Source organism: Phyllobacterium lublinensis (assembly GCF_020164435.1).
Lineage (GTDB): Bacteria > Pseudomonadota > Alphaproteobacteria > Rhizobiales > Rhizobiaceae > Phyllobacterium > Phyllobacterium lublinensis.
Map to the genome: position 1 here is coordinate 33,648 of NZ_JAIUDQ010000016.1, position 14,789 is coordinate 48,436.

Consider the following 14,789-nt stretch of genomic DNA (forward strand, 5'->3'; position numbering starts at 1 on the left):
GCACCATTTGGGTACTACGACGAATGAATGAACCGGCTGTTAGCGAAAAAATTAAAAACGGTCGTAGTTCAGACTTTTTTCGTCTATTGATTCTGGATTGAAACAGGATCGCTTCTTGCTGTTTCGGTTTTTCGTAAAACGGTGGAACTTGAGTCGCGTATGACAAATAAACCGGATCCTTTGAATTTTGCCCATGTGACCGATTGGGTGTTCGACCTCGACAATACCCTTTATCCGCATCATTCCAATCTGTTTTCCCAGATTGATGTGAAGATGACGGGATATGTCGCTGATCTCCTGAAACTGTCCCATACCGACGCGCGGGAACTTCAGAAACGGTTCTACAAGGATTACGGCACCACGCTCAAAGGCCTGATGGATCGCTATGATATCGATCCGGATGATTTTCTGCAGAAGGTTCACGACATCGACTATTCGTGGCTCGTGCCGAACCCTTCGCTGGCAACAGCCATCAAGCAGCTTCCAGGCCGCAAGTTCATCTTCACCAATGGAGATCGCGGTCATGCCGAGCGCGCTGCCCGCCAGCTTGGCGTGCTCGATCAGTTCGACGATATTTTCGACATACGGGCAGCGGCACTAACGCCAAAGCCAGCGCGCGAAACCTATGACCGGTTTCTCGACCTGCACAGGATCGAAGCCGGCAGTTGCGTCATGTTCGAGGACCTCGCGCGAAATCTCGTCGAACCCAAGGCTCTCGGAATGACGACTGTGCTGATTGTTCCGCACAATTTCGAGCCGACATTCTCTGAGATATGGGAGCGGGATCCCGGCAATACTGATCATGTCGACTACGTGACAGATGACCTTACCTCGTTCCTCAATTCCATCCTGCCGATGAGCGCGCGCGAGACCGTCTGACCTATTCCAGGTCGTAGAAGGTCCGAATGACTTCCCAGGCTTCGTCGGCTTTGTCGACGAAGGTGATGAGTTCGAGATCAGACGGCGAGATGACTCCTTGCTCGGCGAGAAAATCGAAGTCGACGGCCTTTTCCCAGAATGACTTGCCGAACAGCAGGAACGGAATACGCTCCATTCGCCCGGTCTGGATGAGCGTAAGTGCTTCAAATGTCTCGTCCATCGTGCCGAATCCGCCGGGGAAGATCGCCATGGCTTTTGCGCGCATGAGAAAATGCATCTTGCGGATAGCGAAATAATGGAAGTTGAAGCAAAGCTCCGGCGTGACATAGGCATTGGGAGCCTGTTCGTGCGGCAGAACGATATTGAGGCCAATCGTTGGCGCGCCAACATCAGCTGCTCCACGGTTGCCTGCTTCCATCACGCCAGGACCACCGCCCGTGACAACGACAAATTCACGATTATACGTCGTCGATGAATAGGTTGAGCAGAGCTGGGCGAATTTGCGTGCCTCAGCGTAATAATGCGCATTGGCTTCCAGGTTCTTCTTCTGCGTCGCATTCTTGGCTGCCCAGGCAGCACCGCCCGGCTCAGGAATGCGCGCTCCGCCAAACATTACCACGGTAGAGCGAATTCCCCGGGCGGCGAGTGCCATTTCCGGCTTGAGCAATTCCAGCTGAAGCCGAACGGCGCGCAACTCGCGGCGCGTCATGAATTCCGGGTCTGCGAAGGCAAGGCGATAGGTGTCGGACTGCGTCTGTGGCGTTTCCGGCGCGGTTTCGACGCGGCGCACCGCTTCGGAGGAGTGGGAGAACGGTGTCCAGCTATTCTTTTCGTCAGTATTCAATTGTTTTACTCCTTCTGCGGACGCCCGTGACGTTTACAGACATAAAATTCCACTCGCCATCAAACATGGTAGCGCCGAGATTGACCCTCTCACAGACTTATCTTACTAGGCCAGTGTTCTTAACCGCCCGTGTAATGGAGTGACCAGCAAATGTCCAAGCCCGATCTGAGCAGCCTCGAAAAGACGATCGACAAGGCCTTCGATGAGCGCGAAACGATCAGCACCGAAACGCGTGGCGAAGCTCGTGATGCCGTCGAGACCTCCCTGCTGCTGCTTGACAGCGGGCAGGTGCGTGTCGCCGAGAGACAGCCCGACGGTGTCTGGAAGGTCAATGAATGGCTGAAGAAGGCCGTACTCCTGTCGTTCCGACTCAATCCGATGGGATTGATCGACGGGGCGCCTGGCGGTTCGGTGTGGTGGGACAAGGTGCCCTCGAAGTTTGACGGCTGGGGTGCAACGGAATTCGCCAAGGCGGGAATAAGAACCGTTCCCGGCGCCATCGTTCGCCGATCGGCCTACATCGCACCAGGTGCAATCCTGATGCCATCCTTCGTCAATCTCGGCGCCTATGTCGGCGAGGGGACCATGGTCGATACCTGGGCCGGTGTCGGCTCCTGCGCGCAGATTGGCAAGCATGTGCATTTGTCGGGCGGCGTCGGCATCGGCGGGGTGCTTGAACCCATGCAGGCTGGTCCGACCATCATTGAGGACAATTGCTTCATCGGTGCGCGTTCGGAAGTCGTCGAAGGCTGCATTGTGCGCGAGGGTTCGGTCCTCGGCATGGGCGTTTTCATTGGCAAGTCGACAAAGATCATCGATCGCGCGACCGGAGATATCTTCTATGGCGAAGTTCCGCCCTATTCAGTGGTCGTGGCAGGGTCGCTTCCTGGCAAGACATTTGCCAACGGCCAGCCCGGCCCCAGCCTCTATTGCGCCGTAATCGTCAAGCGCGTCGACGAACAGACCCGTTCCAAGACATCGATCAACGAATTGCTGCGCGACTGATCAGGCAGATAGCTCAAGGAAGGTTGTTCCGGATCTGCTCGACCGTATGGGAGCGGAGCGGCTTTCCTTCAGCCTGCTTGATGCTGGCGACGATCCGCCGGGTAAAAGGTGCGTCGATGTTCTTTTTGCCCGCCAGATCGAGAATAACGCCTTGGAGATGGTCGATTTCCGTGGGGCGTCCGCGTTCCAAATCCTCCCACATGGACGATCGGGCACGCGGATCGATATTGAGCATCTTTTTGGCAATGATACGGAAGAGGAAGTTAGGCAGGCGCAGGATCCACGGCAACAGCAGCGGCGATAGGCCCTGAACCTTGCCTGGCTTGATACCATTCGCTTTCAGCACGTTGATGCCTTCGCTGATTTGATCGGCGAGGAGCAGTCTCCAGTTTCGATCTGAAAGCTGCGCCGAAAGCGGAAGGTTCGACAAGGCGTTAGGCGCGTTGTTGAGATTTATCAAGAGCTTGCCCCACAACACACCCTGCATGTCCGGTTCGTGACGAACATTGAAGCCAGGCACTGATAGGTCATCGGCAAGGTCACCTGACTTGTCGTCGATGAGGACTGTGCCTTCGGTCGTGCGCCTGACCGTCAGCGGAACAACGTCTAGCTCGGACTGGACGACGTTGAAGGGCACCATGCCGGAAACGACGGTGAAGCCAGCCGGCAGTTTCCGGTGCAAAACCTGGGCGTTCCCGACGCCGTTCTGCAGACTCACCACGCTTGCCGTGGTTGGTGCGTGGTGCCCGATGAGTTCTGCCATCTCCTCGGTAGAGCCGCTCTTGACGGCAACGAGGATGATGTCTGCCCGGTCGAATGCGACGACTGGGTCGACTGTCAAGATCAAGCGCTCCGGCGGGATCAGCTTTTCGGTCCCATCCAGGTCGACGACTTTCAGTCCGTGTTCGCCGAGCGCGGCTTCGACCTGTGGTCTGACCAGAAAGATGACGTCCTTGCCCGCCGCTGCGAGGCAGCCGCCCGCATAGCAACCGATCGATCCGGCACCAGCGATGACAATACGGATATCGTTTGCGATCATGATGCTGTCCTGGTTGACCCGAGGGGTATTTAAACAGATGCCGCCAATGCGATCCAGTAGGTGACAGCATGACGCTTTTCATTTATCGCTTTTTGCATGAAATCCTCGACCGATCCCGTACAAAATCTCGCCCAGCTCATTGCCTGCCCGTCGGTTACGCCCGCGGAAGGTGGCGCCTTGACTGCCATCCAGACCATGCTCGCCCCGCTTGGCTTTTCAGTTGAAAGGCCGGTCTTCAGTGAGGCGGGCACGCCCGATGTGGAAAACCTTTACGCGCGTCGCTCGGGCAATGGGCCGCACCTGATGTTTGCGGGCCACACGGACGTCGTGCCGGTCGGCGACGAAATTGCATGGACCGTTCCGCCGTTCTCAGCCGAAATTCGCAACGGGGAAATGTATGGCCGCGGCGCCGTGGACATGAAGGGCGGTATCGCTTGCTTTGTCGCTGCGGTGGCGCGCTGTCTTGAAAAGAATTCTGCGCTCAAAGGCTCGATTTCCTTCGTGATCACCGGTGACGAAGAGGGCCCCTCGATCAATGGAACAGGCAAGCTGCTGGAATGGGCCAAGGCAAAGGGTGAAAGCTGGGATGCCGCCATTGTCGGTGAGCCGACCAATCCGGCCAGGCTCGGCGACATGATCAAGGTCGGCAGGCGCGGCTCCCTGTCAGGAACCATCACAGTGCAAGGCGTTCAGGGGCATGCTGCCTATCCGCACCTGGCGGACAATCCCGTACGTGGACTCGTGACGCTGGTGGACAGCCTGCTCTATCCGGTATTTGACGAGGGCACCAAAGATTTTCAGCCGACCAATCTCGAAGTGACCACGATCGATGTCGGCAATCCGGCGGTCAATGTCATCCCCAACACCGCCACGGCTACTTTCAACATCCGCTTCAATGACACGTGGACCGACGAAACCCTGATGGCGGAAATTCACAATCGCCTTGATCAGGCATCACGCCGGCACAAGCTTCGGCCCGGCAAGAGCGAGCCCGTGAACTACGAGCTCAACTGGCGGAACCGGGTAAGTCACGTCTTCCTGACCCATGACGAGAAGCTGATCGGCCTCCTGAGTTCGTCCATCGAGAAGGTTACGGGCACGCGGCCGCAGCTTTCGACATCGGGCGGCACGTCCGATGCCCGTTTCATCAAGGACTATTGTCCGGTCGTCGAGTTCGGGCTGGTCGGCAAGACGATGCATATGGTCGACGAACGTGTGGCCATTGCCGATCTCGAAACGCTGACCCAAGTATATGAGCGGTTCATCTCCGATTTTTTTGCGTAATGAACATGAGTGATCATGCCGGATTTTGATGAAATTCAGCGATATCTGTGGGGCGCCTGGCGGATGATGAATGGTCATGCCGACGGGCTTGATCTTCTCGATTTTTCCGAGGACGGGTTTTGGCAATCGTTCCATGCCATCACGATTTCGCTGCCGCCGCTCATTCTCGGATGGATCATCTTCGCCAATGACATGATCGCGCTGCGCCCGGAGACGGGCAACCGTTTTTCTATCATGGGCCGGGTAGCTTTTGTTGATCTCTCCTCCTGGGTTCTACCGTTGGTCGTGATCGCCCTCAGTGCGCGGCAACTTGGCATTGCCAAGCGTTTCAGCCCCTATGTCGTGGCTAGCAATTGGGGCACCGCCATCGGAGCCTGGCTGATGGTACCTGCGACGCTCGCGCGGGTACTGCTGCCAGGTTGGCCAACCCTCGCCACGGGTTTCGGACTGCTACTTTACGGCGCTATCTTGTTCCTGACCTATCGCCTGACCCATATCGCACTGAAAAAGTCACATGCCTATACAGTCATGTTCTTCGTCGCGCTTGTCGCCGGCTCGCTGTTCCTGATGGTCCTGCTTCAGGCAGTACTGGGGATTTCTCTGCCTGATCCGGCGGTCATCGGATAATCGACGCCCATGAGGTATAGACCGTAGGGCGGGGCGACGGGACCGCACGCCCTGCGGTCGCGTGCTTCCAGAGCAGCGCTGACGTCATCCGCATTCCATCGGCCGCACCCGACTTCATTGAGGGTTCCAGCGAAGGAACGGATCTGGTTGTGCAGGAACGATCGGGCCGAGGCACGGATTTCGATGATTTCGCCGTTTCGCGAAACGCTGAGGAGATCAAGCGTCTTTACCGGGCTCTTGGACTGGCACTGGGTCGCGCGGAAGGTGGTGAAGTCATGCGTTCCAATGAGCCGTTGCGCCGCATCGTGCATGGCTTCTGCGTCGAGAGGTTTCTTCACCCACCATGCGCGATGTGCTTCGAGAGGAGCAGGCGGCCGGCGATTGACGATACGGTAGAGATAGTGCCGGCCGGTCGCGGAAAACCGGGCATCAAATTCATCGCCGACGAGTTCGACATTGATGATGCCGACTGTCTCTCCAGCGATCACGAGATGCGCATTCAGGGCCTCGCGCACTTTGGAACTGCTCCAGTTCCTGGTCAGGTCGACATGGGCGATCTGCGCAGTCGCGTGAACGCCTGAATCGGTGCGGCCCGCTGCGCCAAGCGCAACCTTGTCGCCGCAGAACTTGAATATTGCCTGTTCTATGGCAGCCTGAACCGTATGGCCGTTGTCCTGCCGCTGCCAACCCGCATAGGGTGTGCCGTCATACTCGACTGTGAGTTTGTAACGGGGCACTAAAGCACTCCGAAAGCGGCAGCATAGATCAGCGTGCCTGACGACGGTGCGTCACCAAAGGCCAAGGCTTGCAGGTATTCGCCTTGATACTGGCTTGCAAAACCTGATGCACGCCGGTGCTCGTAGCCAAAGCGCCCGTAATATTCGGGTTCACCCAGAACCACCGAAAGCTTTTCACCGGCATATGCCAAGTGCTCGTGTGCGCTTCGCACAAGTTCGCTTCCTATCGCCTGTCCCTGGTAATCGGGAGAAACTGCGAGCGGCGCCAGAGCCACGGCATCGAAGTCCCGCGTTCCGGTCACCTTCAATCGCGAAAACAGGATGTGGCCGACCATGGCCTCCTGTTTCAAAGCGACGAGTTCGAGCACCACATCATGGTCCTGTCGCAGACGGCTCACAAGGTCATCTTCGTCGGATCCCTGAAAGGCTGATCGAAGAAGGTCGGAAATGGACGCATGGTCCCCGGAGACTGCCGTACGGATCGATACGCCATTCATGGCAGCCGCGTCCCCTGCATGATCTTCGCGCCGCGCTGGAACTCTTGTCCGTCCATGGCTTTGCCACCGGCTCGCTGCAGCGAGCGCAGGCGTACTGCTCCTTCGCCGCAGGCAATGCGCAGGTCATCATCCAGCACCGACCCCGGTTCGCCGACGCCGGTTGCCAGGATGGAGCGCAAAAGCTTCACACGTTCAAGGTCGCCGCCAATCTCCATCTCGCACCAGGTGCCAGGAAAAGGGGCAAGCCCGCGGATGCGGTTGTGGACGTCGATGGCCGGCCGCGTCCAGTCGATCCGGGTTTCTGCCTTGGTGATTTTCGAAGCGTAGGTAATGCCGTCGTCCGATTGCGGCGTCAGGGTCAGGCTGTCCCGCTCCAGCGCCGCCATGGCGCGGACCATGAGATCCGCACCGGCCATGCTCAGGTGATCATGCAGTTCGCCTGCGGTCATGTCGGCCGTGATCTTGATCTTTTCCACCATGGCCACCGGACCGGTGTCGAGACCTTCATCCATCTTCATGATCATGATGCCGGTCTCAAGATCGCCAGCCATGATTGCCCGCTGGATCGGCGCAGCACCGCGCCAGCGCGGCAGCAGCGAGGCATGGCCGTTGTAGCAACCAAGACGCGTTCCCTCCAGAATCGCCGGGGGCAGGATAAGTCCATAGGCCACGACAACGGCAACATCGGCCTCAAGATCGCGAAATGCCTGCTGTTCGTCTTCACCCTTCAGGCTTGTGGGCGTGCGCACCTCTATGCCGAACTGCTCCGCATTTCGCTGGACGGGGGAAGGCGTGAGTTCCAGGCCGCGGCGACCTGCCGGCCGCGGCGGCTGGCTGTAAACGGCGACGATCTCATGGCCCTGGCCGATCAAGGCATTGAGGATGGGGACCGAGAAGTCCGGCGTCCCCATGAAGATGATGCGCAAGCTCATCGGTCTAGACCGCCAGTTTGCTCGGTGGACGATCCTTGGCGAGCTTCTTGAATTTCTTGACGACCATCTCGCGCTTCAACCGGGAAATATGGTCTATGAAAAGAACGCCATTGAGATGGTCGATCTCATGCTGAAGGCACGTGGCGAGCAGGCCATCGGCAGGGATTTCCTGGCTCTTGCCGTCGAGATCGACATATGCCACGCGAACTTCCGCGGGACGCTCCACTTCCGCATAGTAATCGGGGATGGACAGGCAGCCCTCTTCGTAGACATTGCGTTCGGCGCTCGACGACAGGATCTGCGGGTTGATGAAAACCTGCGGTGCCCTGGGTTCGTCTTCCTTGGCCAGGTCGATGACCAGCATCCGCAGCGGCTCGCCCACCTGGATGGCGGCAAGCCCAATGCCCGGAGCATCATACATGGTGTCCAGCATATCGGTGGCGAACTTGCGCAAATCGGCGTCGAAGCGCTCCACCGGCTTTGAAACCTGGCGCAACAATGGATCAGGAAGGATGACAAGTGGTTTGATAGACATGAGCATTCACCTAATATCTGAAGCCGACTTTGTCCATATGGAGTCGTTGTGACGAGCCATTCTGGAAAACAGCACAATACCTATCGATAAAGGTCATCGTTGCTTTTGGTTGCAGGATCGAGGTGAAAGTCGCCTGCCAGAAAATGTTCTTGTTTTGATCTCACATTTGCCGACCGAATCGGTTAATCTGCGTGGATGGAAACGTCAATTTCGCTCAACCAAACGCTGTTTCAGCTCGGTGCCAGCTCGATATCACTGGGAGCTACGCTGCTCGCAGGTGCGATTATAGCGGTACTTGTCATTGTTTTCGCCGGCATTGCGGTGTCGCGCGCGACACGCATGCGGCTTGTTGCTGAGGTACAGGCGGAGGATCGGGCACGCGATGCCGAGGCGCGGATGGGCGAAATCCTCAAGAGCCAGGCCGAGATGCAAGGGCGGATGCAGACCATGGCCGAGTTGTTCGGCTCAAGGCAGGCTGAACTCAATCAGTCAATCCGCGAACGGCTCGACGGGATGACCAGCCGCATCGGCCAGACGATGACCGAACAGACGCAATCGACCCATGCAAATCTGGCCAAGCTGCAGGAGCGACTGGCTGTCATTGACACGGCTCAGAACAATATTCAGGCGCTTGCCGGGCAGGTGGTCCAGCTGCAGGCCATTCTTGCCAACAAACAGACCCGAGGTGCTTTCGGTCAGGCGCGGATGGAAGCGATCATAGCCGATGGCCTGCCACAGGGCGCTTACGAATTCCAGTCAACGCTCTCCAACGGCAGCCGGCCGGACTGCGTGGTACGCATGCCCAATGGTGCGCCGAATCTCGTGATCGACGCGAAATTCCCCTTGGAGGCCTGGAATGCCATTCGCGACGCTGAAGGTCCAGAATCGAAGAAAATCGCACTGGCGCAGTTCCGCCGTGATGTTGAGGTGCATATCCGCGATGTCGCCGAGAAATACCTGATCAATGGCGAAACGCAGGACACAGCCTTTCTCTTCGTGCCGTCCGAATCGATATTTGCCGAGATTCATGAGAATTTTGAAGGTGTGGTCCAGAAGGCTCATCGTGCGCGCATCGTGATTGTTTCACCGTCGCTCCTGATGCTGTCCATTCAGGTCATTCAGGCGGTCCTCAAGGATGTGCGCATGCGGGAGCAGGCCCATCTCATTCAGGGCGAGGTTATCCGACTCATGGAGGATGTGGGCCGCCTTGATGACCGCGTTCGTCGTTTGCAGACGCATTTCGGCCAGGCGAACAAGGACATTGACGATATCCTGGTTTCGTCAAGCAAGGTAACCAAGCGCGGACAAAAGATCGAGGCTCTTGAGTTTGCCGAACCGGTCGGTGAAGCCGTTAAGGATGTGGATGCTGGCCGTTCTGCCGCCTCGGCGACGGGTCAGTTGCGCTTGCGCGTTGTCGAAGGTGATGATTAACGATGACGACAGGGCCCAGCTGCGGCCCTGATGTCGGAATGACGCTAGCCGTACCGCGTTTCATGCGCTAACCCTGCCTCAAATAGCGCAGGACATCATGGCTCAATCGACAACTGAACAGGCAATTTTCCTCGGCATCGACACTGGCGGTACCTATACCGATGCGGTGCTCTGGTCGGAGCAACGGGGCGTCATTGCCAAGGCGAAGGCGTTGACCACGCGGCATGACCTCAGCGTCGGCATTTCGGGGGCGGTCGAGCGTATTGTTACGCAAGCATCGGTTCGTTCTGCCGACATCAGGCTCGTTTCCATGTCCACGACGCTTGCTACCAACGCTCTTGTCGAGGGACAGGGCGGCCGCATCGCACTGGTCATGGTTGGTTTCTCGCGTGGTGATCTGGAAAAGGCCGATCTCGCCACAGCCCTTGGGTCGGATCCGGTCGTTTTCCTTCCTGGTGGCCATGACGTTTATGGCCGTGCCCAGCCGTTCGATATGGCCGAATTGGTGGAAGCCTTGCCCTCGCTGTGCCAGGAGGTAACGGGTTTTGCCGTCTGCTCCTACTTTGCCGTACGAAATCCTGAACACGAAATCGCCATACGCGACTTGATCCGCAAGGAAACCGGGCTCCCCGTCACCTGCAGCCATGAACTCTCGGCCAAGCTCAATGGTCCGCGCCGTGCCCTGACGACGGTCCTCAACGCCCGCCTCATTGCCATGATCGACAGGCTGGTGGCCGCAACCGAAACGTTTCTCGACCGGCGCGGCATCCATGCGCCGCTGATGGTCGTAAGGGGCGATGGCGCGCTTGTTTCTGCCGCCTTCGCTAGGCATCGTCCAATCGAGACCATATTGTCAGGGCCGGCAGCAAGCCTCGTCGGTGCCCGTCACATGACCGGGCTGGACAATGCGATTGTCTCGGATATTGGTGGAACGACCACCGATGTTGCGGTTCTGGACAAGGGGAGACCGCGCCTCGATCCCAATGGCGCAACGGTCGGTGGATTTCGCACCATGGTGGAAGCCGTGGCCATGCGCACCTTCGGCCTCGGCGGCGATTCGGAAGTATCGCTCGATGACAACACCATGGCTCCGCGCATCAAGCTTGGTCCACGTCGGCTTGTTCCGTTGTCGCTGCTGGCCGCAAATCATGGGGCAAACGTCATCGACCACCTGGCCCGCCAGGTCAAGGCGACCAATGCCGGACGACTTGATGGGCGATTTGCACTCCTTACCGGCGTCCCTGCGCAGATGGCGTCTGGCCTCAGCAAAGGCGAAGCCGAGCTTTACGGACACATTACCAACGAGCCGCAACCGCTTGACCGGCTGCTGGGTTCTGTTTCCCAGGCTGCAACAATAAACCGCCTCGTCGCGCGGGGACTCGTGCATCTGTCGGGTTTCACGCCTTCGGATGCGTGTCACGTCCTTGGGCTGCAGGGCAACTGGAACGCGGAGGCAGCCCGTTACGGCGCCATTCTCTATGCGAGGCGCAAGGACGGTTCTGGGCGACCGCTTTGCGATACGCCGGAGGAAGTGGCTCATCGCACCTATGACGCCCTGATTCGACGTTCGTCCGAAGTAGTTCTCGAGACTGTATTCGCCGAAGACGGACTGGAAGGGCCGGAGACAGTGGCAAGCCCCCTCATTCAGCGTGCACTTTCGCGCGAAACTGGAATTGCCGGTGCCAGGTTGAACATCGACCGGCCTGTCATAGGGCTCGGAGCTTCGGCGCCGGTCTATTATCCCGCGGTCGGCGAGATGCTTGGCACGCGGTGCATTGTTCCGCACGATACGGATGTGGCCAATGCGCTGGGCGCCGTTGTCGGCCAGGTGCGCGTATCAGTGGAAGCACATGTCAGCCAGCCGGTCGAAGGCCTATATCGTGTCATGGCCGGAGAGGTGGTCAAGGACTTTCAGATCGAAGACGAGGCAATTGCGTTCGCTGAGGCTACTTTGAGAGTCCAGGCCGGGCAAATGGCGCTGGATGCGGGCACCGACGAAGCCGAGATCCGTATCGCCAAGGAGATCAGTGCTGCAATGGTCGAGGATCAACGCAAATTCATCGAAGCGATATTGATTGCGACTGCCTCGGGCAGGCCGCGTATCGCCCATTGAGCATTCTTTCCGCCAGAGCATAAATCCTGTTCACTATTGATCAATTGACGGGGAATACCGGAGCGTGTTCAAGGATAGGATAGGAAATCTGGAAGGAACGGATCATGAGTGAACGCATCGAAATCAATGGTTTGAAGGTGGCCAAGGAGCTGTATGACTTCGTTGTGAACGAAGCCATGCCGGGGACCAATGTCGATGCCGAGCAGTTCTGGTCCGGTTTGGTGCAAATCATCCATGATCTCGCGCCGCGAAACCGCGAACTCTTGCAGAAACGCGACGCTTTTCAGGAGAAGCTGGACACCTTCTACAAGGAAAAGCGCAACACTGGATATAGCCACGAAGAATACGAGGCTTTCCTCAGGCATATTGGCTATCTGTTGCCGGAGGGCGCGGCCTTTTCGGTCTCGACCAGCAATGTGGATCCGGAAATTGCCGTAACCGCAGGCCCACAACTCGTCGTCCCGGTAATGAACGCCCGTTATGCCCTTAATGCAGCCAATGCGCGCTGGGGCTCGCTCTACGACGCGTTGTATGGCACCGATGCCATTCCCGAAGCAGGCGGCGCCGAAAGAGGAAAGACATTCAATCCTGTGCGCGGCGCCAAGGTCATTGCCTGGGCCAAAGCCTTTCTCGACGACAGCGTGCCACTGACAGGAGCGAGCTGGAACGATGTTTCAGCACTGCGCATTGACAATCAGGAGCTTGCCTTGCAAGCCGGCGGGCAATCGGTTTCCCTGCAAGATGCAGCACAGTTCGCAGGTTACAGGGGCGAGGCCAATGCGCCGACCGCGATCCTCCTGGTAAAGAATGGATTGCATATCGAGATCGTCATCAATGCTGATCATGCCATCGGCAGGAGTGATCCCGCTCATATTGCCGATGTACTTCTGGAATCTGCCCTGACGACCATCCAGGACTGCGAGGATTCCGTTGCGGCGGTGGATGCAGAAGACAAGGTTGTGGTCTATCGCAACTGGCTCGGCCTGATGAATGGCGATCTCGAAGATACGTTTGAAAAAGGCGGCAAAAGCGTTACGCGCAAGCTTAATGCTGACCGGGAATATATCGGTAAGGACGAAAAACCGCTGACGGTACCCGGTCGCTCTTTGATGCTGGTGCGTAATGTCGGTCACCTGATGACCAATCCGGCGATCCTGGACAGGGATGGCAATGAGGTTCCGGAAGGCATCATGGATGCGGCGATCACAGCGCTGGCATCCCTCCACGACATCGGACCGGGTGGCCGCCACATGAATTCGCGTTCCGGATCGATGTATGTGGTCAAGCCGAAGATGCATGGCCCGGAAGAGGTGGCGTTCGCGTCCGAATTGTTCGGACGTGTGGAAGAATTGCTCGGCATGAAGCCGAATACGATGAAGATGGGGATTATGGATGAGGAGCGCCGCACGACGGTCAACCTCAAGGAAGCCATTCGCGCCGCAAAGGAACGGGTTGTCTTCATCAATACCGGATTCCTCGACCGCACCGGTGATGAAATCCATACTTCCATGGAAGCAGGTCCGATGATCCGCAAGGGCGACATGAAGCAGGCCTCCTGGATCGGTGCCTACGAGAACTGGAACGTCGATGTCGGTCTTGAATGCGGACTTTCCGGCCATGCCCAGATCGGAAAGGGCATGTGGGCAATGCCCGACCTCATGGCAGCCATGCTGGAGCAGAAGATCGCACACCCCAAGGCGGGCGCGAACACCGCTTGGGTTCCGTCGCCAACGGCGGCAACTTTGCATGCGACGCATTATCACAAGGTGAATGTCGCTGAGGTTCAGACTGGATTGAAGGCGCGTGGCCGGGCGAAGCTCAGCGATATACTGTCGGTGCCCGTTGCTTCGCGTCCTAACTGGACGCCTGAGGATATCCAGCGGGAGCTGGACAACAACGCCCAGGGCATTCTCGGCTATGTCGTGCGTTGGGTGGATCAGGGGGTGGGCTGCTCGAAAGTGCCCGACATCAACAATATTGGCCTCATGGAAGACCGTGCGACCTTGCGCATATCCGCCCAGCACATCGCGAACTGGCTGCATCATGGCGTTGCCACCGAGGCGCAGGTGCTTGAAACTTTGAAACGCATGGCAGCTGTCGTGGACAAGCAAAACGCCGGCGATCCGCTCTATCAGCCGATGGCGACGGATTTCGACGGCTCCATCACCTTCCAGGCCGCATGCGATCTCGTGTTCAAGGGCCGCGAACAGCCCAATGGCTATACAGAGCCGGTCTTGCATCGGCGCCGGCTTGAGCTCAAGGCCAGGCAGGCCAGCGCTTAAGACCGCGCGAAACCAATGGCCCGCGTCCGCCCCGTCAGTTATCTCACCCTCATCTTCTGGATGATGGCGAGGCTGGCGGTCGCGGAAGAGGCGCGACCGGCCGTTGAAATTGTCGATTGGGGACTGACCGGCGCCAAGGAAGTTGGCTCGGAACCGTCACCGGATACGCCTACGGGCGTAAACCGGCTGGTTGAAGGACCGGTCGAGGTGACACGCACCACAAGAATTCATGCCTGCATAGGTACGAGTTTCGGCGTTCTCTATCGAGTGTCTGCGGCTGATGACGCTGGTGCTGTGCCGATCAAGGTCGTGGTTCTCCACCCACAGATCAGCACTCCGGATGGTAGGCTCATGGAAAAGAGCAGCTGGCCCGATACCGCCGTTTCCCAGCGTCGCTATGCGGGGTGGGTCTTCGAGGAGAATTTCGAGCTCGTCTCCGGTTCTTGGACAATCTCGTTGGAGGACATGGCCGGCAAGGAACTGACCTCAAAGAGCTTCAGCGTGACTGCAGGCAATTGCCCGATTTCATGAGCTGATGATTCTGATACGCTAACCAATCAACGGGTGGCGAAGGACGTTACGTC

14 protein-coding genes are annotated in these 14,789 nt (G+C 57.9%); 8 read left to right on the forward strand and 6 right to left on the reverse strand.

Features of this window, described 5'->3' with window-relative positions; genetic code table 11:
- Positions 1 to 159: 159 nt before the first annotated feature.
- On the forward strand, positions 160 to 879 hold the full coding sequence (locus K9U38_RS17880) for a pyrimidine 5'-nucleotidase (protein ID WP_224495706.1): 720 nt from the start codon (positions 160 to 162) through the stop codon (positions 877 to 879).
- 1 nt (position 880) lies between these two features.
- On the opposite strand, the gene K9U38_RS17885 is transcribed toward K9U38_RS17880, so the two are convergent.
- Positions 881 to 1,723: an LOG family protein gene (locus K9U38_RS17885; protein WP_224495707.1), complete on the reverse strand. Its 843-nt coding sequence runs from the start codon at positions 1,721 to 1,723 to the stop codon at positions 881 to 883.
- A 150-nt stretch (positions 1,724 to 1,873) separates the two neighbouring features.
- Between K9U38_RS17885 and dapD the strand changes: the two genes are divergently transcribed.
- Positions 1,874 to 2,728: a 2,3,4,5-tetrahydropyridine-2,6-dicarboxylate N-succinyltransferase gene (gene dapD, locus K9U38_RS17890; RefSeq protein WP_224495708.1), complete on the forward strand. Its 855-nt coding sequence runs from the start codon at positions 1,874 to 1,876 to the stop codon at positions 2,726 to 2,728.
- A 13-nt stretch (positions 2,729 to 2,741) separates the two neighbouring features.
- On the opposite strand, the gene K9U38_RS17895 is transcribed toward dapD, so the two are convergent.
- Positions 2,742 to 3,767 carry a 2-dehydropantoate 2-reductase gene (locus tag K9U38_RS17895; protein ID WP_224495709.1) on the reverse strand — a complete coding sequence of 342 codons (1,026 nt, stop codon included), beginning with the start codon at positions 3,765 to 3,767 and terminating at the stop codon, positions 2,742 to 2,744.
- Positions 3,768 to 3,863: 96 nt separating this feature from the next.
- Here K9U38_RS17895 and dapE point away from each other — a divergent pair, with 96 nt between their 5' ends.
- Both dapE and K9U38_RS17905 read left to right on the forward strand, forming a co-directional pair.
- Complete coding sequence (dapE, locus tag K9U38_RS17900; RefSeq protein ID WP_224495710.1) at positions 3,864 to 5,051, forward strand: succinyl-diaminopimelate desuccinylase; 1,188 nt, start codon at positions 3,864 to 3,866, stop codon at positions 5,049 to 5,051.
- A 15-nt stretch (positions 5,052 to 5,066) separates the two neighbouring features.
- Positions 5,067 to 5,678: a hypothetical protein gene (locus K9U38_RS17905; RefSeq protein ID WP_224495711.1), complete on the forward strand. Its 612-nt coding sequence runs from the start codon at positions 5,067 to 5,069 to the stop codon at positions 5,676 to 5,678.
- Here K9U38_RS17905 and truA read toward each other — a convergent pair.
- From truA to def, 4 genes are read right to left on the reverse strand one after another with little or no spacing between them, the layout of a single operon-like run.
- Complete coding sequence (gene truA, locus K9U38_RS17910; protein ID WP_224495712.1) at positions 5,630 to 6,415, reverse strand: tRNA pseudouridine(38-40) synthase TruA; 786 nt, start codon at positions 6,413 to 6,415, stop codon at positions 5,630 to 5,632. The genes K9U38_RS17905 and truA overlap by 49 nt on opposite strands.
- On the reverse strand, positions 6,415 to 6,912 hold the full coding sequence (locus K9U38_RS17915) for a GNAT family N-acetyltransferase (RefSeq protein WP_224495713.1): 498 nt from the start codon (positions 6,910 to 6,912) through the stop codon (positions 6,415 to 6,417). The genes truA and K9U38_RS17915 overlap by 1 nt, the downstream gene beginning before the upstream one ends.
- Entirely contained in the window at positions 6,909 to 7,838 is a 930-nt protein-coding gene (gene fmt / locus K9U38_RS17920) for a methionyl-tRNA formyltransferase (protein ID WP_224495791.1), read from the reverse strand. The genes K9U38_RS17915 and fmt overlap by 4 nt, the downstream gene beginning before the upstream one ends.
- A 10-nt stretch (positions 7,839 to 7,848) precedes the next feature.
- Positions 7,849 to 8,379, reverse strand: a complete 531-nt coding sequence (gene def, locus K9U38_RS17925) for a peptide deformylase (protein ID WP_224495714.1) — start codon at positions 8,377 to 8,379, stop codon at positions 7,849 to 7,851.
- A 195-nt stretch (positions 8,380 to 8,574) separates the two neighbouring features.
- On the opposite strand from def, the gene K9U38_RS17930 reads away from it, so the two are divergent.
- The 4 genes from K9U38_RS17930 (at position 8,575) to K9U38_RS17945 (ending at position 14,736) form a co-directional block, all read left to right on the forward strand.
- Positions 8,575 to 9,810 (forward strand): DNA recombination protein RmuC, encoded by a 1,236-nt coding sequence (locus tag K9U38_RS17930; RefSeq protein ID WP_224495715.1) that lies wholly within the window; start codon positions 8,575 to 8,577, stop codon positions 9,808 to 9,810.
- 97 nt (positions 9,811 to 9,907) lie between these two features.
- A complete protein-coding gene (locus K9U38_RS17935) occupies positions 9,908 to 11,923 on the forward strand; it encodes a hydantoinase/oxoprolinase N-terminal domain-containing protein (protein WP_224495716.1) in 2,016 nt (671 codons plus the stop codon).
- Positions 11,924 to 12,027: 104 nt separating this feature from the next.
- Complete coding sequence (locus K9U38_RS17940; RefSeq protein WP_255607387.1) at positions 12,028 to 14,205, forward strand: malate synthase G; 2,178 nt, start codon at positions 12,028 to 12,030, stop codon at positions 14,203 to 14,205.
- Between the two features lie 15 nt (positions 14,206 to 14,220).
- Positions 14,221 to 14,736 (forward strand): DUF3859 domain-containing protein, encoded by a 516-nt coding sequence (locus tag K9U38_RS17945; RefSeq protein ID WP_224495717.1) that lies wholly within the window; start codon positions 14,221 to 14,223, stop codon positions 14,734 to 14,736.
- The last annotated feature ends 53 nt before the right edge of the window (positions 14,737 to 14,789 follow it).